Below are 23,331 nucleotides of genomic sequence, written 5' to 3'. Positions count from 1 at the left end.
GCCCGTCTCCCGAGCGCCCCCCAGCACGCTCAGCGGGGACGGCCGCCCGGGTCGCCGCGGCCGCCCCGCAGGAGGCTGGCGGAGGTGATGCTGCCCCCGCCGAAGCGCGCCGCGGCCCGGTCGGCGGCCCGGTCGGCCTCGCGCCAGCCCCGGTCCTTCTCGTCGAGGCGCATCTGCCGGTGCGCCGTGCCGGCCGGAGCGAGCCCCTCGACGCGCACCCCCACGAGCCGGATGCGCGCGCGGTCCAGGCGCAGCCCCTCCCACAGCCGGCGCGCCGCGGCGTAGACCTCACGGCTGACGTCCGTGCGCTCGTCGAGCGTGCGCGAGCGCGTGATGGTCGTGAAGTCCGCGAAGCGCACCTTCAGCACCACCGTGCGCCCGACCGTCCCCGACGCGCGCAGCCGCGCCGTCGTCAGCTCCGACAGGCGCAGGACCTCGCGCAGCACCACGGTCTCGTCGTCGACGTCGGAGGAGAACGTCTCCTCCGCGCCGACGCTCTTCTCCGCCACGGAGGGCACGACGGGCCGGGGGTCGCGCCCCCACGACAGGGCGGCCAGGTGGGTGCCGGCCGCCTCGCCGAGAGCCCTGACCAGCGTGACCCGTGGGGTGTGGGCGATGTCGCCGATCGTCCGCAGGCCCAGTCGCTCGAGCTGCTCGGCGGTCTTCTCCCCCACGCCCCACAGCGCGGAGGCCGGGAGCGGGTGGAGGTAGTCGACGACCCGGTCGGCGGGCACGACGAGGAGGCCGTCGGGCTTGCAGCGCGAGGACGCCAGCTTGGCGACGAGCTTGGTGGGGGCCACGCCGACCGAGCAGGTGACGCCCTGCTCGTCCTCGACGCGCCGCCGCACCTGCTGGGCGATCTCCCGCGGGCTGCCGAGGCGCCGCAGCGCGCCGCTGACGTCCAGGAAGGCCTCGTCGAGGCTGAGCGGCTCCACGGCCGGGGTGATCGACCGGAAGACCTCCATCACCCCGGCGGACACCTCGGCGTACCGCCCGTGCTGCGGGGGCAGCACGACGGCGTGCGGGGCGAGGCGGCGCGCCCGCCCCATCGGCATGGCCGAGTGGACGCCGAGGGCCCGCGCCTCGTAGGTGGCCGACAGCACGACGCCCCGGGTCCCCGCCCCGCCGACGACCACCGGCCGACCGACGAGCTCGGGGTGGTCCAGGAGGGACACGGCGGCGTAGAAGGCGTCCATGTCGGCGTGCAGCACCGTGCACCCGGTGTCGTCGGCGTCCGGGCCGGCGACCGGCGCGGCGCCCTCGCGGTCGGGCGGCACCTGGCCGGCGGTGCGGTCCAGCTGCGAGCGGCCCATCGGGACGACCTCCTCCTCGGGCGACGGCGGGTGGTGACGGCGGGTGGCGGACGCGACGACCGCGCTCGGGCGGTCGCGGCACCGGGGCGGCGCGGGACGTCGGCTCAGGGGACGAGCAGGAGGGCCACGAGCAGCAGGGACCACGAGAGCACGGGCGTCGAGGAGCCGGCGCACGGGGTCGGCGCACGGGGTGGACGCACGAGGAGCAGCCGGCACGAGAGCACCACGACGAGCGCGGACCCGGCGGGACCGGCGGCGGAGCTCGGGAGCCGGCGGCCCTCCGGGAGGCGGCCGGCCTGGGAGGCAGCCGGCCCGGGAGGCAGCCGGCCCGGGAGGCAGCCGGCCCGGGAGGCGGCCGGGGGCCGTCAGACCGGAGCGGCGTGCAGGTGCAGGGAACCGGCGACCCCGAGCAGCGCCGGGTCGGCGCCGGCGGCCCGCTCGAGGTCCTCCAGCGCCTGGGCCGCCGCCGGGTCGACGGCCGGTCCGCTGCGGGGCACCAGGGGGGACAGGACGCCGACGCCCTCGGTGCGCAGGACCGAGAACCCCGCCTCCGCGAGGAGGTGCTCGGCGCCCCGGGCGTCGAAGCGGCGCCGCAGGGGGTCCTGCGGGCCCCAGCGGCCGTCGGGGTCGACCTGCAGGGCGCGCGCCTGCCGCAGGTGGCCGGACGCCACCCGGGCGAGGACCGCGCCCCCGCGACCGGCGACGAGGACGCTGAGCCGACCGGTCGGGCGCAGGGCGCGCCGGCAGGCGAGCAGGGCGCGCGCCGGGTCGTCGACCACCTCGAGCACGCCGTGGGCGAGGAGCAGGTCGACGCTCGCGTCGGCCACGTGGTCGGGCAGGTCCTCGGCGTCGCCCTGCACCCCGGTGAGCCGGTCGGCGACGCCCTCCTCGTCGGCGCGGCGCGCGAGGGCCGCCAGCGCGTCGGGGCTGGGGTCCACGACGACCACGTCGTGCCCTCCGGCGGCGAGGCGGACGGCGAGCCCGCCCGTGCCGCCGCCGAGGTCGAGGACCCGCAGGGCACCGTGAGCTCGCGGGGCACCGCTCGCACCGGCGAGGAGGTCCGCCACCCCGTCGACGAGCACGCGGGGGGCCGAGGGCCGGGCGCCGCGGCGCTCGGCGCGCGGCGACGCCCCGCCGCTCGGGGGGGCACCAGTCTGGCCGGGGCCCGCCGGGGCCGCCCCGCGGGCAGCACCGGCCACTGCGTCAGCTGGCACGTCGAGGCCCTCCTCCGGGTTGTCGCCGCTCCCACCCTAGTGATCTCCCCGGGGCCCGGGGACGGTGCGCGCGCCGGGCGGCCGCGCACCGGCCGCCGACCCGCCGCTCCCTCCGGCCGGGCGGGGGCGGGCGCGCCCGGCCCCGCCGCGGCGGGCACCCCGCTCACCGACCCGAGCTCCCCGAGCTGGAGTGCCACAGCTTGCGCGGGGCAGCCGCCGCCGCGCGGAGCCCCTCCGCGCCCGTCGCCCGACCGGCCGCCGCAGCGCGGCCGCTCGTCCCGCTCTGCTCCCGGCGGGCGTCCGCAGCGCCCCCTTCACCGCCGCGGACCATGCCGCGGGTGTCGCGCACGTCACCACCGGGAGGCCGGATGTCGCTGTACGGCGACTGCCGGAAGCCGCTGGCGTGGACCAGGACCCGGCGCGGGCGCGGGCGCGGGGCGGCCGCGCCGTCCGTGCCGGTGCCCCGCCGCGCGGCCGCGACCGCCGCGCCGGCTGCAGCGGCGAGCTCCTCGGCCTCCTCCACCGCAGCGGCCGCGGCGGCCGAGCGCGCCGAGACGGCCATGGCGCGGCGGAAGGCCGCCGCGGCGCGGCGCTCGGCCTCGGCGCCCGCCGCGCGGCTGGCGCCGTCGTCGCGCAGGGCGCCGTCGTCTCGCCCGACCCCCACCGTGCGCCCGGTGCGCTGCTCCACGCCGACCCACCGGCCGGCGGCCGGGACCAGGTCGGCGCGGGACCGGTGGGCGGGGGCGGGGCTGCGGGCCGCGACGGGCCGGGGTGCGCGCGAGCCGGCCGCGCCCACCACGGCCGCCTCGTCGTAGGCGGCGACCTCGCCCGGCCCCGGGAGGTCGGCGAGCGCCTCGTGCAGCGCCGACCGGCCGCCCGCGGACCACACCGCCCACAGCGCCGGCAGGTCCCACGCGCCGGTGGCGCGCAGGGAGACCCCGCGCGGGCCGGTGCGCCGCAGCTCCCCCCGCACGACGAGCAGCCACGAGCCGAAGACCGTGGCGGCGCAGGGCCCCTGCACGTCCTCGAAGAAGGTCGCGTCCACCGGACCGGTCGAGTCGTCGAGGGTGAGGAAGACCACCCGCCGCCCGGAGCGGATCGGCGGGGTCTGCGTCGCCACCTTGACCCCGGCGACGAGCACCTCGCTGCGCGAGCGCCGGCTGACCAGCTCCCGGGAGCCGGTGGTGCCGAGCTCGCGCAGCAGCGGCCCGTAGAGCTCGAGGACGTGGGCGCTCGCGTCGAGGCCGAGCACCTCCAGCTCGGCGCGCACGCGCTCGGCGCCCGTCATCTCCGGCAGCCCGGACAGGGCGGCGCTCCCGGGGCCGCCCACGTCGAGGGCGAGCTGCACCTCCAGCGCGCCGGGCGCCGGGGCGGGCGCCGCAGCCCGCGACTGGCGGGCCGAGGCCGCCGCGACGTCCAGCCCGTGCGCCGCGCCCCCGGCCGAGGAGGGCCGCGGACCTCCCGGGGAGGGCGGGACGCCCCGCGCCCCAGCGTCCGCCGGCGCCGGGGCGGCGGGCCGTCCCCGTCGCCCCGTGGCGCGGGCGGCCGCGCGGTCGGCGCCGCGCGTCCACCGCTCGAGCTCGCCGAGCTGCAGCAGCAGGTCGCGCCGCGTGACGACGCCGCGCCGGCGGGCGGGCGCGGTGCCGCCGAGGCCGTAGAGGGAGTCCAGCGCCCCGGCCAGCACGAGCCGCTCGGCCACGGGCCGGCTCGGCCGGGCGCGCTCCCACAGGTCGGGCAGCGAGTCGTAGGGACGCCCCGCGACGACCCTCGCCACCTCGGCCTCGCTGATGCCCTTGACGTCGGCGAGGGAGAGCCGGATGCCGTACCCGCGGGCGTCCGGGACCGCCGCGTCGGTGCGCAGCGCGGCCCCGCGCCACGGCGGCTCGCCGCCGCGGCCCGGCACGGGCGCGCCCGGGACGTCGTCGGGCGCCGGCGCGGCGGCGGGCACCGACGCGAGGGGGCCGGCGGGGGGCGGCGGCGGCACCGGGCCGTCGACCTCGACGCGCTCGACGCGGTAGACCGCGTCGGAGGCGTTGACGTCGAGCCCCAGGACGGCGATGCCGAGGTTGCGGGCGTCGTCGAGCACCAGCCGCTTGGGGTACATGCCCGGGTCGTGGGTGAGCACGCCGGCGAGGAAGGCCGCCGGGTGGTGGGTCTTGAGCCACGCGGACTGGTAGGTGGGCAGGGCGAAGGCGGCGGCGTGGGCCTTGCAGAAGCCGAACGAGGCGAAGGCCGCGAGGACCTCCCACACCCGCTCCGCCTCGGGGCCGTCCAGCCCTCGCGCGGCGGCGAGGGGGAACCACTGCTCGCGCACCTCGGCCTGCCCCTCCCGGGTGCCCAGGCGGCGGCGGACCTCGTCGGCCTCGGCGAGGTCGACGCCCGTCGTGGCGGCCACGAGCCGGATGACCTGCTCGTGGAAGACGACGACCCCGCACGTCTCCTCCAGGGCCGGGTCGACGAGCGGGTGCACCCGCCGCCGCGGCTCCCAGCCCTGCCGTGCGCGCAGGAACGGCGTGATCATGTCGGACTTCACCGGCCCGGGGCGGAACAGCGAGATGTCGGTGACGAGGTCGGCGAAGTCCTGCGGGGCGAAGCGGCCCACGAGCTCGCGCTGGCCGGGCGACTCGATCTGGAAGCACCCGAGGGTGCGCGCCGAGCGCACGAGCCGGTAGGTGGACTCGTCGTCCAGCGGCACCGCGTCGAGGTCGAGGCGCCCCGTGGACGCGTCGAGGTAGGGGGCGTCGGGCGGGTGCCCGCCCGCCGCGGCCGCCCCGGCGCCGTCGACCCGCTCGACCTCGGCGACGGCGTGCGCCATGGCCGACTGCATGCGGATGCCGAGGACGTCGAGCTTGAGCAGCCCGAGGACCTCGACGTCGTCCTTGTCGAACTGGCTCATGGGGAACCCGGCCCAGCTGGCCTCCACGGGCGTGCGGTCCCCCAGCCCGGCGTCGGACAGCAGCACCCCGCAGGGGTGCAGGGCGACGTGCCGGGGCAGGGCGTCGAGGTCCTCGACGAGGTCGAGCAGCAGCGACAGCCGCTCGTGCCCGAGCCCGGAGGCGCGCAGCTCGGGCAGCTCGGCGATCGCCGCGCGGGCGTCGCGCGCCCGCACGTGGGGGAAGGACGTGGCGATGGCGCCGACCTCCGAGGGCGGCATGCCGAGCGCGGCGCCGACGTCGCGCACGGCGTGGCGCACCCGGTAGGTGTCCATCATCGAGACGGCGCTGACGCGCTCGCCGCCGAAGCGCTCGACGACGCGCGCGTAGACCTCCTCGCGGCGGGCCGACTCGACGTCGACGTCGATGTCGGGCAGCTGGGCCCGCTGCACCGTGCAGAAGCGCTCCATGAGCAGGCCCTGGGACAGCGGCTCCACCCCCGAGACGCCGAGCAGGTGGTTGACCAGGCTCCCGGCGCCCGACCCCCGCGCGGCGACGCGCACCCCGAGGCCGCGGATCTCGTCGCAGACCTGGGCCACGGTGAGGAAGTACGAGGGGTACCCGAGCTGCCGGATGACGGCGAGCTCGTCCTCCATCCGGTCGGTGACGCGGCGCAGGTGCGCCGCCGACGCCCCCGGGTAGCGCGCGCCCACCGCGCCCTCGCACCGCAGCCGCAGGGCGAGGTCGAGGTCGCCCTCGACCCCCAGCACCGAGGCCTCCGGCAGGTGCACCCGTCCGATGCCGAGGTCGGCCGCCGGGTCGAGGCGGCAGCGCTCGGCCAGCCGCTCGGTGTCGCGCAGCAGCCCCGACCCCGTCGTCGGACCTCCCCCGCCGCTGCCCCGGCCGTCGTCGCCGCAGGCCCCCGCCGCGGCCTCGACGCGCGCGGCGACGTCGCGCATCTCCGCGGTGCCGGTGAGGTGGCCGCGGGCGCTCGTGCGGTCCAGGTGGCGCAGGTCCAGGGGGACCAGGCGCCGGGTGGCGTCGAGCACGTCGGCCGTGCGCGCCCCCTCGGGCCGGGCGTAGCGGACGGCGCCGGTGAGCACGGCGGGCAGCCCCGCGCTGCGGGCCAGCGCCAGCATCCGCCCCGCGTGGGTCGCGCTGGCCGGGCTGCCGGGAGGGCCGTCGTGGCAGACGACCTCGACGGCCAGCGAACCGAGCGGCAGGGCGTCGTACCAGCGGGCGAGGACGGCGCGGGCGAGGTCGTCGCGCCGCGCGAGGACGGCGCGTCCGAGCTCGGAGGCCGGCCCGAGCAGCACGGTGAGCGCCGGGGCGCCCGTGCGGGCGCCGGTGGCGTGCTCGGCGAGGAGGTCCAGCGAGGTGACGGGCGCACCGCGCTCCCCCCGCAGGTGGGTGGCCGAGACCAGGCGGCACAGCGCAGCCCACCCCTCGCCCGGCGCCAGCACCTCGTCGCCCCCGTTCCCACCTCGGGACCCGCTGCGCCGCCGGGACCCGTCGGCGTCGGTGCCGCCCGCGTGCGCGAGGACGGTGACGCGGGGCAGACGGGGGTCCACGGCCGCACCACCGCGCGCCGGGCCGCCCGCCGCGGCGCGCTCGCGCGCGGCCCGGGACGGGTCCGCCCACGCGGGCAGGCCGGCGACGAGGCCGGACGGCTCGACGGCCAGGTCGACCCCGAGGACCGGGGCCACGCCCGCCTCCGAGCAGGCGGTGACGTGCTTGACGGCGCCGTAGAGGCCGTCGCGGTCGGTGAGGGCCAGCGTGTCGAGGTCGAGCTCGGAGGCCCGGGCCACGAGCGCCTCCGGGCTGGAGACCCCGTGCCGCAGCGAGTACCCCGAGGCGACGTGCAGGTGCGGGAAGGGCACGGCTCAGCGCTCTCCGCCCGGCCCGGGCAGTCCGGACCCGCGCAGCCCGGAGGACCCGGCCGCGACGAGGCCGACCGGGCCGGTGGGCACGGGACGGGGCAGCCCGAGCACGTCGGCGACCACCCCCGCGAACGCCTCGGCGTCGCGCAGGAGGTCGTCGGCGTCGCGGGCGCTGACGACGCCGGTGCGCTCGGCCTCGACGGCGGCGCGCCGCGGGGCCCCGGCGGCGAACAGCAGCGCCCACTCGGCGAGCTCGGGCGCCACCCGGGGCAGCACCTGCCAGACCCCGAGCACGGCGCCGCGGCGCGGTCGGCCGCGCACGGCGAGGACGGCGGCGGCGCTGCGCAGCGCCGCCAGGTGGGAGGCCACGTAGCGGTCCCCCGGGGTGGCGGCCGCCCGGGCGAGCCCCAGCCCGTCGCGGGCCCGGGCCAGCAGGTCGGCCGCCGCCGCGGCGGGGCGGCCGGCGAGCACCGGCCCCGCCCCGGCCACCACCCCGGCCCTCCCGGGAGCGCGGGTGGTGGTGGCGCCGGTCGTCACCGGGCCCACCGCCGGCGGGGTCGTCGTCCAGGTCGTCGTCCGGGTCGTCATGGGGGCCCTCTCAGTCGTCGACACGGCGCAGGCTCCACCCGCCCGGCGCTGCCGGGTCCTCCCGGCACAGCTCGTACACCCCGCACCCGGCGGCGCGCCCGGTGCTGGCCTCGACCTGCCAGACCTCCCGGTCCAGCGACGGGGCCCTCGAGGGGCCCCCGGAGGAGCCCCGGGACGAGCCGGGGGCGGCACCGGCTCCGCCCGTCGCCCCGGCGGTCGCGGAGGAGGCCGCGCGCGCCGGCACGGACGTCTCCCGGTCGCGCTGGGGGTCCTGCTCCCACCAGGCCCGGCGCTCGTACCAGCGGCCCAGGACGGCGCGGACGACGTGCAGCCGGCCGTGCCAGACGAAGGCCTCGGGCCGCTCCTCCGCGCTCCCCGCCCCCTCGGCAGCAGACCCCCCGGCAGCGGCCCTGCCGGCCGAGAGCCCCGCGGCGGCGGCGCTGGTCCGGACGTCGACCTCGTCGTCGTAGGTGCGTGCCACGCTGCCTCCTCCGGCCGGCCCCTCGCGGGGCGGCTCTCCCGACTCCGTCGTTCGAACTGGTGTTCGACCGACGTCGGAAGTGAAGCGCCCCCCACCGACAGCCGTCAAGGCCGGGCGCGTCGGGCGCGGGCGGGGGTGGGACGGGAGGGCGGGGACGGGCGGAGGCGGGGCGGAGGCGGGGCGGAGACGGGGATCCCGTCACGCCGTGCCGCGCGCGAGCGCGGCCACTAGCGTGCCCGCATGCTCCCGGCGCCCGAGGCCGTCCCGACCGTCGAGAGGCCGGCTCCTGCGCCCCGGGGGGTCGACCTCGGCGACGAGGTCGTCGCGGGCGCGGACGCCGACCCGTGCGTCACGCGCGTGCGCCAGGCGCTCGCCGACAGCGGCGCGGAGGCGGACGTCGTCGTCCTGGACCACGCGCCGCGCTCCCCCGAGGACCTCGCGGACGAGCTCGGCGTCCCGCTCGGGGCGCTCGTGCGGTGCCACCTGCTCCTCGTCGAGGCGGCGGACCTCACCGCGCCCAGCGCCACGTCGTACGGCGGAGGCCTCGACGAGCCGTCGGACCCCGTGCCCGCCGCGGGGGACGGCGACCCGGCGCGCGCCGTCCTGGTGCTGGCCGCACGGGAGCGCCGCCTCCTCGCGGCCGACGTGGCCGAGGCGGTGGCCGGCCTCGGCGTGGACGGCGTCCGCCACGCCACCGAGGGCGAGGTGCGGGCCCTGACCGGCTGCTCGACGCAGGACCTGCCGCCGACGGGCCTGCCCGGCGACTGCGTCGACGTGGAGGCCGTCCTCGTCGACACCGCCCTCGGCGACCACGCGGTGCTGTGGGCGCCCGCGGGCCGCCCCGGCACTGCCCTGAGCACCAGCTACGGGGAGCTGCTGCGGATCACCCTGGGGCACCCCGTCGCGCTGTCCTGACGCGACCGCGCCGCGCCGCCCGCGCAGGGGCGGGCGGCGCGGCGCGAGCTGGGACGGGAGGGCTCAGTACCCGCTGCCGTGCTGGCTGGAGTGCTCCGGCCCGGTGTCCCCGGAGACGGCGTCCTCGGTGCCCGGGGTGCCGTCCTCGCCGGCGGTCACGCCGGCCAGCGGGTCGCCGCCCGACGTGCCGGTCGTGTCCGGCAGGTGCGTCGTCTCGTCCTGGTCCTCGGGCACGGAGCCGCCGCCCGAGGAGCGCGAGACGTAGTTCGTCTGCTCGCCCTGGACGGTCTCGACCTCGGGGTTGTCGAAGACGTCGACGTCGCGGGGCTCCTCGGTCTCGTCGCCCTCGGTGCCGTTCGTGCCGGTCTGCTCGCTCACGCGTCCTCCTCGTCTCCGGGCGGGCGCGCGCCCGCCGACGCCCCACCCTGGGCGCCGCGCCGCCGCGGCGCGACCCGCGGGCCGGCTCAGCCGCCGATGCGCTCGAGCACGAGGTCCGGCACGTGCGGCCGCGAGCCCTCCGGGGCGACGTCGACGGCGCCCTCCAGCGCCTCGCGGGCCCGGGCGAAGCGCTCCGGGGTGTCGGTGTGCAGCGTCATCAGCGGCTGCCCGGCGCGCACCTCGTCGCCCGGCCTGGCGTGCAGCTCCACACCGGCCCCGGCCTGGACCGGGTCCTCGCGCCGGGCGCGCCCCGCACCCAGGCGCCAGGCCGCGACGCCGACGGCGAGCGCGTCCAGGCGCACGAGGACGCCGTCGGCGGGGGCGAGCACGACGTCGGTCTCCCGGGCCCGCGGCAGCTCGGCCGCGGGGTCGCCGCCCTGAGCCGCGATCATGCGCCGCCAGACGTCCATGGCGCGGCCGTCGGCGAGCGCGTCGGCCGGGTCGACGCCGTCCACCCCGGCGGCGGCGAGCATCTCGCGCGCCAGGGCCAGCGTGAGCTCGACGACGTCGCGCGGCCCGCCGCCGGCGAGCACCTCGACGGACTCGCGGACCTCGAGGGCGTTGCCGGCCGTGAGCCCGAGCGGCGTGGACATGTCGGTCAGCAGCGCGACGGTCCGCACGCCGGCGTCGGTCCCCAGCGCGACCATCGTCTCGGCGAGCTCGCGCGCCGTCGCGAGGTCCTTCATGAACGCCCCGGAGCCGACCTTGACGTCCAGGACCAGCGCGTCGGTGCCCTCGGCGATCTTCTTGCTCATGATCGAGCTGGCGATGAGCGGCACCGCCTCGACCGTCCCCGTGACGTCGCGCAGCGCGTACAGGCGCTTGTCCGCCGGGGCCAGGTCCGCCCCCGCGGCGCAGATCACGGCGCCGACGTCCTCGAGCTGGCGGCGGACCTCGTCGGTCGACAGCGACGCCCTCCACCCGGGGATCGACTCCAGCTTGTCGAGGGTCCCGCCGGTGTGGCCCAGCCCGCGGCCGGACAGCTGCGGCACGGCGACGCCGCAGGCCGCGACGAGCGGCGCGAGGGGCAGGGTGATCTTGTCCCCGACGCCACCGGTGGAGTGCTTGTCGGCCGTCGGCCGCGACAGCCCCGCGGACAGGTCCAGCCGCTCCCCCGAGGCGATCATGGCGCCCGTCCAGCGCGCGGTCTCCGCACGCGTCATGCCGTTGAGCAGGATCGCCATCGCGAGCGCCGACATCTGCTCCTCGGCGACGACCTCGCGCGTGTAGGCGTCGACGACCCAGTCCACCTGCGCGTCGTCGAGGACCCCGCCGTCGCGCTTGGTGCGGATCACGTCGACGGCGTCGAAGGGCTCCGTGCGGGCAGGGGCCCCGGCGTCGGCGCGGGGCTGGTCGGGCTGGTCGGCTGCCATGGCCCGGACCCTACGGGCGACCGGCGGACGCCCGCTCGGGGCGAGCGGCGAGCCGGCTCCCACCGGCTCACCAGGAGCTCCCGCGCGGCTCCCGAGGGGCTCTCAGGGGCTCTCGGCCAGCAGCGCCAGCGCGTCCTGCACCAGCGCGAAGAAGACGGGCTGGTCCACCGCCGCCCCGTCGGCGGCCTGGGCGACGAGGACGAGCTGCTCCCCGTCGGCGCGCTCGAGGTACCACGACGCCGCCAGCACCCCCGGCGCGCTGCCGCCCTTGAACGCCGCGTAGTCCCAGACCTCCTCGTCCAGCGGCACGCCCGGGTTCTCGGCGAGCACCTCGCGCACGGGCTCCAGCCCGGGCCGCGCGGCCAGCTCCTGCAGCCGGACGTGGGCGCGGCAGACGTCCTGCGCCGAGGCCGCCCAGCCCGCGCCCTGCGGCCACACCGGGGTGACGACGTCCGCAGGGGCGACGCCCTCGGGGGTCGGCGGGAGCTGCTGCAGCAGGTCGCGCCGCTCCTCGGCGTCCGCCCCCGGCCACTGCTCGAGGACCTCGGGGGCGCCCCAGCCCAGGGTGAAGTACTCGCGCGTGGTCAGGAAGGGGACCAGCCCGCCCTCGTCCTCGGTGCCGAGCGCGGTCACGGCCTCCTCGACCGCCGGCCGCCCGACCGCGGTGGCCAGCAGGTCCGCGGCCGTGTTGTCGCTGATGGCGATCATCCCGCCGGCCGCCTCGCGGACGCTGACCACCGCGCCCTCGGGGGCGTCCTGGAGCTCCCCGGACGGGAGGCTGCGCACGTCGGCCGTGACCTCCAGCTCGTCGTCCCAGCCCAGCTCGCCGTCCTCGACCGCGGCCGCGACGGCGCCGAGGACGTACAGCTTGAAGACCGAGCCGAGCGGCGCGGGCTCCCCCGCCGCCAGCTCGGCCGCCGGGTCCACCGGGACGCAGGTCCCGTCCTCCACCCGGGCGGCGAGCAGGTGCGCCTCGTCGGCCAGCCCCGCCAGCTCGTCGGTCACCGCGCCCCAGGACGTCGCGGGCTCGCGCCCGGCGACGGCGTCCTCGGTGAAGAGCAGGCCGCCGATGACGCCCTCGGCGTCGACGACCACCTGCATCCGGTAGGCCGTCCCCGACCCCGTCGCCAGGGAGACCACGGCCTCCGTCTCGGTGCCCTCCACCGCCGTGGGCGTCCACGGGCCCAGCGCGCGCAGCCCGTCGAGGACCTCGGAGAGCGGCGTCGCCCCGAGCTGGTCGAGGAAGCCGGGCGAGAAGCGCTCCCGCGCCGCCTCCGGCGAGGGCCCGGCGTCGGCCGCCAGCTGCTCGAGCACCCAGCCCGCCGCCTCCCCGACGGACGAGGACGGCAGCGCGACGGCCGACGGGGTCGCGGCCGGCGGCGTCGTCGTCGGGGCGGACGACGCCTCCGGCTCGCCGCCGGGGGCCTCCCCGGTGCAGCCGGCCAGGAGCAGCGCCACCAGCAGCGCTCCCGGTGCGCGGGAGCGGCCCCGGCGCGACGTCGTCCCCCGGTCAGCCATGGCCCCACCGTGGCACGACGGCGCCCCGCCCCCGCACCGGGCACCTGCTCCACGGAGGTGACCGCACGCGGTCACCGCCGTCGAGCAGCTCGGCGGCGAGGGGCGGTCCTCAGCGGCTCTCGAGGTCGTGCGCCCCGAAGGCCTGCGGCAGGACGGCCGACATCGGCAGCACGCCCTCGGGCGTCTCGAGCAGGCAGTCCGGCCCGCCGTTCTCCCACAGCAGCTGGCGGCAGCGCCCGCACGGCATGAGCGCCGTCCCCGCGCGGTCGACGCACGCCACGGCCACGAGCCGGCCACCGCCCGTGGCGTGCAGGGAGCTGACCATGCCGCACTCGGCGCACAGGGTGACGCCGTACCCGGCGTTCTCCACGTTGCACCCGACGACGACCCGGCCGTCGTCCACGAGCCCGGCGACGCCCACGGGGAAGCCCGAGTACGGCGCGTAGGCGCGCGCCATCACCTCGGTGGCCGCGGCGCGCAGCGCCTCCCAGTCGACCGGGAGCCCGGACGGCCCGACCGCGTCGCTCACGCCGACCTCACTTCTCGTAGGGGACGCCGGCCGCGGCCGGGCCCCGCACGCGCCCGACGAGCCCGGCGACGGCGAAGATCGTCGCCAGGTAGGGCGCCATGAGCAGGAACTGGCTCGGGATCGGCGTGCCGATGACCGACAGGACGTTCTGCAGGTTCGAGGCGAAGCCGAACAGCAGGGCCGCCCCGAGGGCTCCCAGCGGGCTCCACCGGCCGAAGATCATCGCGGCGAGGGCGATGTACCCGCTGCCCGCCGTCATCTCGCGGTTGAAGGCCAGGCCGGCGGCGGAGGCCCCGAGGGTGAAGGACGCCCCGCCCAGCCCCGCGATCGCCCCGCCGAGCACGACGGCGCGGAAGCGGGTGCGCGCGACCGGGATGCCCACCGTGTCGGCTGCCTTCGGGTGCTCGCCGACCGCCCGCAGCCGCAGCCCCCACCGCGTGCGGAACAGCGCCACGTGCAGGCCCGCCACGAGCGCGTACATCAGGTAGACGAGCAGGTTCTGGGCGAACAGCACCGGCCCGACGACCGGGATGGAGGACAGCACCGGGATCGGCAGCTGCGGCAGCCCCGTCGGGGAGTTCCACCCGGCGTTGTCGGACAGGACCGTGGAGTACAGGAAGCTCGTGAGGCCGATCGCGAAGACGTTGAGGACGACGCCGACGATGATCTGGTTCACGAGGTAGCGGACGGTGAAGACCGCCAGCAGCAGGCCGATGAGCATCCCGCCCACGGGCGCGGCCACGAGTCCGAGGTAGGCCGTCCCGGACAGTGAGGCGACCACGGCGGCCGCGAAGGCGCCGAGCAGCAGCTGGCCCTCGATGGCGATGTTCACCACGCCCGAGCGCTCGCTCACGACGCCCGCCATGGCGCCGAAGACGAGCGGCGCGCCGAGCAGCAGCGTGCCGCCCAGCAGGCTCACCAGCGACACGCGCGCGCCGGCCACGACCCACACGAGGAAGGCGAGCACGAACACCGCGCCGAAGACCGGGACCACCCAGCGCGGCGTCCGCCGCCCCGCCGCGGTCCGGGCGGCGGCGAGGCCGGTGAGGGCGGCGCACACGACCAGCAGGACGGCGGAGGCCCACCGGCTGGGCAGCACGAGGTCGGGCAGCGAGACGACGTCACGGCTGCTGGACAGCGACAGCGTGCTCGTGCCGCCGGAGGCCAGGAGGACGAAGGACAGGAGCCCGACGGCCGTCAGGACGGCCATGACGACGGACCCGCGGCGCGAGGGCCGCGCCTCGTCCCCGCTCGGCGGCGAGGCCGCCGCGGTCGGGGCCGTGCTCGTGGCGGACGGCAGGCTCATGCCCGGGCTCCCCTCGCCTGCGGGTCGCGCAGGCGGAAGACCGCGCGCACCAGCGGCGGCGCGGCGATGAACAGGACGATGAGGGACTGCACGACGAGGACGATGTCGATCGGGGTCCCGGTGCGCGCCTGCATCGACACGCCGCCGGCCTGGAGCGCCCCGAACAGGAGCCCCGCGAGCACGACGCCGCCCGGTCGCGAGCGCCCGAGCAGCGCCACGGTGATGGCGTCGAAGCCGAAGGACCCGGCGATGCCGGCCGTCAGGGAGTCCTCGGTGCCGAGCAGGTGGACGGCGCCCGCGAGGCCGGCCAGACCGCCCGAGAGGAGCATCACCGTCACGTAGGAGCGCGGCACCGAGATGCCGGCGGTGCGGGCGGCGGCCGGGTTGGCCCCGACGGCGCGCAGCCCGAACCCGGTGGTGCTGCGCTCGAGCAGCCACCAGACGCCGGCCGCGGCGAGCAGGACCAGCAGCAGCCCGGCGTGCAGGCGGAAGCCCGTGCCCAGCAGCTGCGGGAGCTGCGCCGAGCCCGCCACCGGCGGGCTGATCGGGTTGGCCTGGCCCTCGCGCTGGAAGGCGCCCAGGGTCAGGAGGAACTCCACGAGCCGCAGGGCGACGTAGTTGAGCATGATCGTGACGATCACCTCGTGGGCGCCGGTCCGGGCCTTGAGGCCGCCGGCGATGCCGCCCCACAGCGCGCCGCCGAGGACGCCGCCGACCAGGGCCAGCAGCAGGTGCAGCCCCACCGGCAGCTCGAGCGCGAAGCCGACCCAGCCGGCGAGGACCGCCCCGAGGATGATCTGGCCCTGCGCGCCGATGTTGAACAGGCCCGCGCGGAAGCTGAGCGCGACGCCCAGCCCGGCGGCGATGAGCGGCGTCGCCACGGTGAGGGTCTCGGTGATCGGGCGGACCACCCGGGCGGGCGTGCTCGCCGTCCAGTCGAGCACGGCGCCCTGCAGCAGCGCCGTGTACGCCCCGCCGACGGCGCTGCCGACGGCGCCGAGGAAGTCGCTGGGCCGCGCCGTCAGGTAGGTCACCGTCTCCTGCACCCGCGGGTCGGCGACCGCGATGAGCACGGCGCCGAGGACGAGGGCCAGCACGACCGCGAGCAGCGACAGCAGCCCGGAGCCGTCGCGCACGGCTGCGAGGGTGGAGCCGACGCGGCCGGGCTCGCGGCCCGCGGGCGGGGACTGCTGGTCGGGCCGCTCGGCGTCGGCCTCGGCGCGCTGCGCGCTCACGCGGCGCCTGCCCTGGCGGTCACGGGGTCTCCTCGGCGGGTGCGCGCCCGCTCCCGGCGGGAGGGGCGCTCGTGGCGGCGGTCGCGCGACCGCCGTGGTCGGGGGCGCCCGCGGGGGCGCGGGACGCCTGGAGGCGCGCCTCGTCCTCGGGCACGCCGGCCATCATGAGCCCGAGGACGTCGCGGTCGGTGTCGCCCTCGACGACCCCCACGACGCGGCCGCGGTACATGACGGCGATGCGGTCGGCGAGCTCGACGACCTCGTCGAGCTCGGTGGAGATGATGACGACGGGCGTGCCGGCGTCGCGCTCGGCCACGATCCGCCGGTGCACGAACTCGATGGAGCCGACGTCGAGCCCGCGGGTCGGCTGGGAGGCGACGAAGAGCTGGAGCGGGCGGGAGAGCTCGCGCGCCAGGACGACCTTCTGCTGGTTGCCGCCGGACAGGGTGCCGACGGGGGCGTCGACGCTCGTGGTGCGGACGTCGAACTCCTCCACGCGGCGCTCGGCGTTGGCGCGGATGGCGTCGCGGCGCAGGCTCAGCCCGCGGCGGTACTCCGGCGAGCGCACGAGGTCGAGCACGAGGTTCTCCGCCACCGAGAGGGTCGCCACGACGCCGTCGGCGGAGCGGTCCTCGGGCACGAAGCCGACCCCGGCGTCCAGGACGCCGCGGACCCCGAGGCCCAGCAGCTCCCGGCCCCCGAGGCGGACCGAGCCCGACTCCGCGTCCACGAGGCCGAGCACGGCCTCCGCGAGCTCGCTCTGGCCGTTGCCGTCCACGCCCGCGACGGCCAGCACCTCGCCCCGGGCCACCGAGAGGGAGACGCCGTCGACGGCGCGGGCGCCGCGGGCGTCGCGGACCACGAGGTCGGAGACGACGAGGTGCTCCTCCCCCCGCCGCGGCGGCTCCTTGCCGACCCCGAGGCTCACCGAGCGGCCGACCATGAGGGAGGCGAGCTCGTTCTCCGAGGCGTCCGGCGTCGCCGTGCCCACGACCCTCCCCCGGCGGATGACGGTGATGCGGTCGGCCACGGCGCGGACCTCACGCAGCTTGTGCGTGATGAAGACGACCGACGTCCCGCCCGCCTTCAGCTGGCGCATGATGTCGATGAGCTCGTCGGTCTCCTGCGGGGTGAGGACCGCCGTGGGCTCGTCGAGGATCAGCACCCGCGCGTCGCCGACGAGCGCCTTGATGATCTCCACGCGCTGCTGGACGCCGACGGGCAGGTCCTCGATGCGCGCGTCCGGGTCCACCCCGAACCCGTACCGGTCGGAGACCTCGCGCACCTGGGCGCGGGCCGCGTCGAGGTCGAGCAGCGGGCCGCGCGTCCGCTCGTGGCCGAGGACCACCGACTCGGCGACGGTGAAGACGGGCGCCAGCATGAAGTGCTGGTGCACCATGCCGATGCCGGCCGCCATCGCCTCGCCCGGCCCGTCGAACGCCACGGGCCGGTCGTCCAGGAGCAGCTCGCCCTCGTCGGGGGTGTAGAGCCCGTAGAGGACGTTCATCAGCGTGCTCTTGCCGGCGCCGTTCTCGCCGAGCAGGCAGTGGATCTCCCCCGGCTCCACGACCAGGTCGATGGCGTCGTTGGCCACGAGCGGCCCGAACCGCTTCGTGATGCCGCGGAGCTCGAGCCTCACGTCCGTCCTCCTGGTCGCCCGGTGCGGGCCTCGGCGCCCGTCGTCGGACGCCCTGTGCGGGGGCTGCTCTGCTGGTGGTGCTCACGTGCTGGTGCTCGTGCGTGCTGCGCGAGGCGCCGCTCAGGGGTGCTGCGGGCGCGCCGCGGCGAGTGTGCCGCACGCGCGCGCGGCGCCGGCCCGAGGAGGGGACCCCGGGCCGGCGCCGCCGCGCCGGGGGACGACCTGGCGGCCGGCTCAGCCGTCGCTGCTGGGCGAGGACTCCGACTCGACGGTCAGCTCGCCGGAGACGATCTGCTCCTGCAGCTCGGTGACCTGGTCCTTGAGCTCCTGCGGGACCTGGTCCTCGAAGTCGTGGTAGGGCGCCAGCGAGACGCCGCCGTTCTCGAGGGTGCCGACGTAGGGCTCGCCGGAGAAGTCGCCGTCGACGCCGGCCCGGATCGAGTCCTGGACGGCGGCGCCGATCTCCTTCACGACGCTCGTGAGGATGATGTCGCCGTACTCGGTGGACTCGTAGCCGTCGGAGTCGACCCAGACGAGCTTGACGCCGTCGGCGCCCTGCGCGGCCGAGGCGGCGCCGAGGCCGACGGGGCCGGCGACCGGGAGGATGACGTCCGCGCCCTGGTCGATGAAGTTCTGGGTGGTGTTGACGCCGTTCGTCTGGTTCTCGAAGTCACCGGTGAAGGAGCCGGTCTGCGCCTCGGGGTCCCAGCCGAGCACCGTCGTCTCGGTGCCGTTCTGCTCGTCGTGGTACTGCGCGCCGCGGGCGAAGCCGTCCATGAAGACGGTGACCGAGGGGATCTGCAGCCCGCCGAAGGTGGCGATGGTGCCCGTCTCCGTCGTCCCGGCGGCGAGGTAGCCGGCGAGGAAGGACGCCTGCGCCGTGTCGAAGAGCAGCGGGCGGAGGTTGTCGTAGGACTGCTCCGTCGCGGCGTCGACGAGGGCGTAGGACAGGTCGGGGTTCGCCCCGGCCGCCGCGGCGGTGGCGTCGGCCAGCAGGAAGCCCACCGAGACCGTCTGGTCGCAGCCGAGCTGCACCGTCTGCTGGACGTTCTGCTCGAAGTCCGAGGCGCTCTGGGACTCGAGCTCGCGGACCTCGACGCCGAGCTCCTCGGCCGCGGCCTCCGCGCCCTCGCGGGCCGACTGGTTGAAGGACTGGTCGTCGAAGCCGCCCTGGTCGGAGACGAGGCAGGCGAGGTAGTCGCTGCCGCCCTCGGGAGCGGACGTCCCGCCCGTCCCGCCGGCGCCGGTCTCCTCCGGGGCCTCGCCGCAGGCCGTCAGCGCCAGCGCGAGCGTCCCGACGAGCGCGGCTCCGCGCACGGTGTTCTTCACGTGTTCCTCCTCGGCCGACCACCGGGCAGGTCCTCGGCGGTCGCAGGAGTGTAGGCAGCGGCGGGGAGCGCTCGGGGACGCCCGGGGCCCGGGAGACCGGACCGTGACCCGTCCGGGACGCCGCAGGACCACCCGCCCGGGTGGCGGGAGCGGCCCGGGCGTGCTGCGCCGCGGGACGGCCCGCGGCGAGCGGTCAGCCCAGCAGCGCCACCGCCGCGAGCAGCCGGACGCCGACCGCGATCGCGTCCTCGTCGGCGACGAAGTCGCCCTGGTGCAGGTCGTGGGTGCGCCCGCCCCGGGTGCGCGTGCCGAGCCGGGCCAGCGCGCCCGGCACCCCCTCCTGCAGGTACCAGCCGAAGTCCTCCCCGCCCAGGCTCTGCTCGGTCCGCGCCTCGGCCCCCGCCGGCAGGACCGTCCGGGCGGCGTGCTGGAACGCCCGCACGCTGGCCTCGTCGTTGTCCACCGGGGGGACGCTGTGCGTGACCTCCACGGTCGCGTCCACCCGGTAGGGGGCGACGACGCCCTCCACGACCTCCTCGATGATGGAGCCGGCCTCCTGCCAGGCGGCGACGTCGAGGACCCGCAGCGTGCCCTCGACGGAGCCCTCCGCGGGGATGGCGTTCGGCGCCGTGCCCGCCTCGATCCGGCCCCACGTCAGGTTGACCCCCGTGCGCGGGTCCAGGCGGCGCGAGAGCACCGCCGGCAGCGCGAGGACCACCTGGCCGAGGGCGTACACGAGGTCGCCCGTCAGGTGGGGGCGGGAGGTGTGGCCGCCGTTGCCGCGCAGGCGCACCAGGACGTGGTCCGACGCCGAGGTGATGGCGCCGTGCCGCAGGCCCACCTGCCCGACGTCGAGCCGCGGGTCGCAGTGCACGGCGTAGAAGCGCGCGGTGCCCTCGAGGACCCCGGTGGCCAGCACCTCGAGGGCGCCCCCCGGCGTGATCTCCTCCGCGGGCTGCATGAGCAGCCGCACGCGCCCCCGCAGCAGGCCGCGCTCGGCCGCGCGGGCGAGCACGAGCCCCGCGCCGAGGACCACGGTCGTGTGCACGTCGTGCCCGCAGGCGTGCGCGACGTCGGGCGTGGTGGAGGCGAACGGCAGGCCGCTCCGCTCGGTCACCGGGAGGGCGTCGAGGTCGGCCCGCAGCACGACCGGCGGCGCCTGCGGGTCGCCGATGTCGCACACCAGCCCCGTCCCCGGCAGGAGCTGCGGGCGCAGCCCCGCCTCCTCCAGGCGCCGCGCCACCAGGGCCGTCGTGCGGTGCTCGTGGTGGCCGAGCTCGGGGTGGGCGTGGACGTCGCGGCGCAGGGCGACCAGCTCGGGCAGCAGCTGCGGGACCACCTCGTCGCAGAGCCGGCGCACGGCCGCGTCGAGCGCGGGGTCGGGCAGCCGCGGGGGGAGGGCGCGGGCGGCGACCAGGTCGCGGCCGGGGACGGGGACGGTGCTGCTCACGGGCGGCGACGCTACCGCCGGGGCGGCCGGCGGTCCTCGCCGGACGAGCGCTCCGCCCCCCGCGGGCCCCCGGCGCCCAGCTCCGCCAGGAGCATCGCCGCGGCCGCCGTGGCCGGCAGGTCGCCCTCCCGGACCCGCGCGGCGAGGCGGTCGGAGGCCGCGCGCGCCGCGGGGGCGCGCAGCTGCGCCAGGAGCTCGTCCTCCACGACCGCCCGCATCCACTGCACCTGCTGCTGCCCCCGGCGGCGGGCGAGCTCGCCGGCCGCCTCCAGGACGCGCCGGTGCTCGAGCACGGCCTCCCAGACCTCCGCGACGCCCCGGTCCTCGGTGGAGCTGGCCTCGAGCACGGGCGGGTGCCACAGCGCGTCGGGCGGCGTGACCAGGCGCAGGGCCGAGCGCGCCTCGGAGGCCGCCGAGCGGGCGTCCGCCGCGGCGGGGCCGTCGGCCTTGTGGACCACGAGCAGGTCCGCGAGCTCGAGGACGCCCTTCTTGATGCCCTGCAGCGAGTCCCCGGTCCGCGCGAGGACGAGCACGCAGAAGGTGTCGACCATCTGCGCCACGACGGCCTCGGACTGCCCCACGCCGACCGTCTCGACGACGACCACGTCGTACCCGGCCGCCTCCAGGACGACGACGGCCTCGCGCGTCGTCCGCGCGACGCCCCCGAGCGTCCCCGCGGTCGGCGAGGGGCGGACGAAGGCCGCGGGGTCGGTGGCCAGGCGCGCCATCCGGGTCTTGTCGCCGAGGATCGACCCGCCGCTGCGGCTTGAGCTCGGGTCGACGGCGAGCACTGCCACCCGGTGGCCGGACGCCGTCAGGCGCGTGCCCAGCGCCTCCACGAACGTGGACTTGCCCACCCCGGGGACGCCCGTCACGCCGAGGCGCACCGCCCGCCCGGACCGCGGCAGCAGCGCGCCGAGCAGGTCCTGGGCCTGCGCGCGGTGGTCGGCCCGCCGGGACTCCACGAGCGTCAGGGCCCGCGCCACGTCGCCCCGCCGGCCGGCGAGGACGCCCTCGACCAGCGCCGGGACGTCGACGGGCCGGCGCCGCGGGGGTCCTGCCGCCGGCGCAGGGCCGCTCACCGGCGCGCCCGCAGCTCGGCGAGCAGGTCGCGCGCGGCGGTCGCGACGACCGTCCCCGGCCCGAAGACGGCCGCGGCGCCCATCTCGAGCAGCAGCGGGACGTCGTCGGGCGGCACGACGCCGCCCACGACGACGACGACGTCCTCGCGCCCCTCCGCCGCGAGCGCCTCCCGCAGCTGCGGCACGAGCACGAGGTGGCCCGCGGCCAGCGAGGACACCCCCACGACGTGGACGTCGGCCTCGACCGCCTGGCGGGCGACCTCCTCGGGGGTGGAGAAGAGCGGGCCGACGTCGACGTCGAACCCCAGGTCGGCGAACGCCGTCGCGATGACCTTCTGCCCCCGGTCGTGGCCGTCCTGGCCCATCTTGGCGACGAGGATGCGCGGCCGGCGCCCCTCCTCCTCCTCGAAGGCGGCGACGTCGAGGGCCACGGCCGCGACGGCGTCCGCCCCCGCGTCCTGCTCGGAGGCCGCCTCCTGCCGGTACACGCCCGTGATCGTGCTCACCGCTCCCGTGTGGCGCCCGAAGACCTCCTCGAGCGCGGCCGACATCTCCCCCACCGTGGCGTGCGCCCGCGCGGCCTCGACCGACAGCGCCAGCAGGTTGCCGTCCTCGGCGTCGGGCCCGCCGCGGCGCGCGCCGTCGGCGACCGCGCGGGCGGCGGCCGTGAGGCGGCGCAGCGCGTCGGCGACGGCGCCGGCGTCGCGCTCGCGCCGGAGCCGCTCGAGCTTGGCCACCTGCTGCGCGCGGACGCCGGCCCCCTCCACGCGGCGCACCTCGACGACGTCCTGCTCCGCGCGCGGCACCGTGAACACGTTGACGCCGACCACCTGCTGGCGCCGGGCGTCGATGCGCGCCTGCGTGCGCGCGGCCGCCTCCTCGATGCGCCGCTTGGGGATGCCCTCCTCGATGGCCCGGGCCATGCCGCCCGCCGCCTCCACCTCGTCCAGGTGCGCCCGGGCGCGCGCGGCGAGGTCGCTCGTCAGCCGCTCCAGGGAGTGCGAGCCGCCCCACGGGTCCACGACCGACGTCGTGCCCGTCTCCTGCTGCAGGAGCAGCTGCGTCACGCGCGCGGTGCGCGCGGCGGCGTCCGAGGGCAGCGCGAGCGCCTCGTCGAGGGCGTTGGTGTGCAGCGACTGGGTCCCCCCCTGGGTGGCCGCCATGGCCTCCACGCACGTGCGCACGACGTTGAGCTGGACGTCGCTCGCCGTCAGCGACCACCCCGAGGTCTGGCAGTGCGCGCGCAGCATCGACGACCGCGGGTCCTGCGGCGAGAAGGGCTGCACCAGGCGGGCCCACAGCACCCGGGCCGCGCGGAGCTTGGCGACCTCGGTGAGGAAGCTCGTGCCGACGGCCCAGAAGAAGGACAGCCGCGGCGCGAAGGCGTCGACGGGCAGCCCCGCCGCGACGCCGGCGCGCAGGTACTCGACGCCGTCGGCGAGCGTGTAGGCCAGCTCGAGGTCGGCCGTGGCCCCCGCCTCCTGCATGTGGTAGCCGGAGATGGAGATGGAGTTGAACCGCGGCATCCGGGCCGAGGTGTGCGCGAAGACGTCGCTGACCACCGCCATCGAGGGGCCGGGCGGGTAGATGTAGGTGTTGCGGACCATGAACTCCTTGAGGATGTCGTTCTGGATGGTGCCCGACAGCCGCGCGCGCGGGACCCCCTGCTCCTCCGCCGCGGCGACGTAGAGCGCGAGCACCGGGAGCACGGCGCCGTTCATCGTCATCGAGACGCTCATCTCGCCCAGCGGGATGCCGTCGAAGAGCTCGCGCGCGTCCAGGAGGGAGTCCACGGCCACCCCGGCCATGCCGACGTCGCCCGCCACGCGCGGGTGGTCGGAGTCGTAGCCGCGGTGGGTGGCCAGGTCGAACGCCACGGACAGCCCGCGCTGCCCCGCCGCCAGGGCCCGGCGGTAGAAGGCGTTCGACTCCGCCGCCGTCGAGAAGCCCGCGTACTGGCGCACCGTCCACGGCTGCGCCGCGTACATCGTCGGGTAGGGCCCCCGCAGGTACGGCGCCTGCCCCGGGTAGCCCGCCGCCGCCGCTCGGTCGGCCGCCGGCAGGGCGGCGAGGTCCGCCGCCGTGGCCAGCGCCGGCACGGCGATCCCCTCGGGCGTGCGCCACACCGCGGCCGGCGCGGGCGCGCCGTCGCCCCCGGGGCCGTCTCC

At 78.0% G+C, this 23,331-nt stretch carries 16 protein-coding genes and 1 pseudogene; 1 reads left to right on the top strand and 16 read right to left on the bottom strand.

Annotated features, from left to right (window positions below; genetic code table 11):
- Positions 1 to 29 precede the first annotated feature (29 nt).
- The 5 genes from dinB to Q0848_RS10530 all read right to left on the bottom strand — a co-directional run bounded on the left by dinB (position 30) and on the right by Q0848_RS10530 (position 8,349).
- Complete coding sequence (dinB, locus tag Q0848_RS10550; RefSeq protein ID WP_299037295.1) at positions 30 to 1,313, bottom strand: DNA polymerase IV; 1,284 nt, start codon at positions 1,311 to 1,313, stop codon at positions 30 to 32.
- 365 nt (positions 1,314 to 1,678) lie between these two features.
- Positions 1,679 to 2,527 carry a class I SAM-dependent methyltransferase gene (locus Q0848_RS10545; RefSeq protein ID WP_299037293.1) on the bottom strand — a complete coding sequence of 283 codons (849 nt, stop codon included), beginning with the start codon at positions 2,525 to 2,527 and terminating at the stop codon, positions 1,679 to 1,681.
- Positions 2,528 to 2,690: 163 nt separating this feature from the next.
- Complete coding sequence (locus tag Q0848_RS10540; protein WP_299037291.1) at positions 2,691 to 7,280, bottom strand: PHP domain-containing protein; 4,590 nt, start codon at positions 7,278 to 7,280, stop codon at positions 2,691 to 2,693.
- A 3-nt stretch (positions 7,281 to 7,283) separates the two neighbouring features.
- Complete coding sequence (locus Q0848_RS10535; protein ID WP_299037289.1) at positions 7,284 to 7,868, bottom strand: SAV_6107 family HEPN domain-containing protein; 585 nt, start codon at positions 7,866 to 7,868, stop codon at positions 7,284 to 7,286.
- A 10-nt stretch (positions 7,869 to 7,878) separates the two neighbouring features.
- Entirely contained in the window at positions 7,879 to 8,349 is a 471-nt protein-coding gene (locus Q0848_RS10530; RefSeq protein WP_299037288.1) for a DUF6504 family protein, read from the bottom strand.
- A 240-nt stretch (positions 8,350 to 8,589) separates the two neighbouring features.
- On the opposite strand from Q0848_RS10530, the gene Q0848_RS10525 reads away from it, so the two are divergent.
- On the top strand, positions 8,590 to 9,264 hold the full coding sequence (locus Q0848_RS10525) for a YbaK/EbsC family protein (protein ID WP_299037286.1): 675 nt from the start codon (positions 8,590 to 8,592) through the stop codon (positions 9,262 to 9,264).
- 63 nt (positions 9,265 to 9,327) lie between these two features.
- Here Q0848_RS10525 and Q0848_RS10520 read toward each other — a convergent pair whose 3' ends face one another.
- The 11 genes and pseudogenes from Q0848_RS10520 to scpA all read right to left on the bottom strand — a co-directional run.
- A complete protein-coding gene (locus Q0848_RS10520; RefSeq protein WP_299037284.1) occupies positions 9,328 to 9,642 on the bottom strand; it encodes a hypothetical protein in 315 nt (104 codons plus the stop codon).
- Between the two features lie 86 nt (positions 9,643 to 9,728).
- A complete protein-coding gene (locus Q0848_RS10515) occupies positions 9,729 to 11,075 on the bottom strand; it encodes a thymidine phosphorylase (RefSeq protein ID WP_299037282.1) in 1,347 nt (448 codons plus the stop codon).
- A 102-nt stretch (positions 11,076 to 11,177) separates the two neighbouring features.
- Positions 11,178 to 12,593 carry a Cpe/LpqF family protein gene (locus Q0848_RS10510; protein WP_299037280.1) on the bottom strand — a complete coding sequence of 472 codons (1,416 nt, stop codon included), beginning with the start codon at positions 12,591 to 12,593 and terminating at the stop codon, positions 11,178 to 11,180.
- 109 nt (positions 12,594 to 12,702) lie between these two features.
- A complete protein-coding gene (locus Q0848_RS10505) occupies positions 12,703 to 13,122 on the bottom strand; it encodes a cytidine deaminase (protein ID WP_299037277.1) in 420 nt (139 codons plus the stop codon).
- A 7-nt stretch (positions 13,123 to 13,129) separates the two neighbouring features.
- The gene (locus tag Q0848_RS10500; protein WP_299037275.1) at positions 13,130 to 14,428 is read right to left on the bottom strand and encodes an ABC transporter permease; all 1,299 of its coding nucleotides are present in this window, start codon (positions 14,426 to 14,428) and stop codon (positions 13,130 to 13,132) included.
- On the bottom strand, positions 14,425 to 15,564 hold the full coding sequence (locus Q0848_RS10495; RefSeq protein ID WP_366146537.1) for an ABC transporter permease: 1,140 nt from the start codon (positions 15,562 to 15,564) through the stop codon (positions 14,425 to 14,427). Before Q0848_RS10495 ends, Q0848_RS10500 begins: the two co-directional genes overlap by 4 nt.
- A gap of 118 nt (positions 15,565 to 15,682) precedes the next feature.
- Entirely contained in the window at positions 15,683 to 17,302 is a 1,620-nt protein-coding gene (locus Q0848_RS10490; protein WP_299037272.1) for an ABC transporter ATP-binding protein, read from the bottom strand.
- 234 nt (positions 17,303 to 17,536) lie between these two features.
- Entirely contained in the window at positions 17,537 to 18,631 is a 1,095-nt protein-coding gene (locus Q0848_RS10485) for a BMP family protein (protein ID WP_299037270.1), read from the bottom strand.
- A gap of 193 nt (positions 18,632 to 18,824) precedes the next feature.
- A complete protein-coding gene (locus tag Q0848_RS10480; protein WP_366146536.1) occupies positions 18,825 to 19,991 on the bottom strand; it encodes an amidohydrolase in 1,167 nt (388 codons plus the stop codon).
- A 101-nt stretch (positions 19,992 to 20,092) separates the two neighbouring features.
- Positions 20,093 to 21,163 (bottom strand): methylmalonyl Co-A mutase-associated GTPase MeaB, encoded by a 1,071-nt coding sequence (gene meaB, locus Q0848_RS10475; RefSeq protein WP_299037266.1) that lies wholly within the window; start codon positions 21,161 to 21,163, stop codon positions 20,093 to 20,095.
- Positions 21,160 to 23,295 (bottom strand): annotated as a pseudogene (gene scpA / locus Q0848_RS19055) (methylmalonyl-CoA mutase); the annotation flags it as partial. The pseudogene scpA and the gene meaB, both read right to left, overlap by 4 nt.
- Positions 23,296 to 23,331 lie beyond the last annotated feature (36 nt).

The sequence above is a fragment of the uncultured Pseudokineococcus sp. genome, from assembly GCF_947495735.1.
Lineage (GTDB): Bacteria > Actinomycetota > Actinomycetes > Actinomycetales > Quadrisphaeraceae > Pseudokineococcus.
Note: the sequence above shows the minus strand (reverse complement) of the source record. Positions and strands in the feature narration are given on the sequence as shown.

Bases quoted from the DNA above. Each gene is read 5' to 3' on its own strand.
- Q0848_RS10535 (WP_299037289.1), bottom strand. From the start codon at position 7,868: ATGACGACCCGGACGACGACCTGGACGACGACCCCGCCGGCGGTGGGC.
- Q0848_RS10500 (WP_299037275.1), bottom strand. From the start codon at position 14,428: ATGAGCCTGCCGTCCGCCACGAGCACGGCCCCGACCGCGGCGGCCTCG.
- Q0848_RS10515 (WP_299037282.1), bottom strand. From the start codon at position 11,075: ATGGCAGCCGACCAGCCCGACCAGCCCCGCGCCGACGCCGGGGCCCCT.
- Q0848_RS10525 (WP_299037286.1), top strand. From the start codon at position 8,590: ATGCTCCCGGCGCCCGAGGCCGTCCCGACCGTCGAGAGGCCGGCTCCT.
- Q0848_RS10510 (WP_299037280.1), bottom strand. From the start codon at position 12,593: ATGGCTGACCGGGGGACGACGTCGCGCCGGGGCCGCTCCCGCGCACCG.
- dinB (WP_299037295.1), bottom strand. From the start codon at position 1,313: ATGGGCCGCTCGCAGCTGGACCGCACCGCCGGCCAGGTGCCGCCCGAC.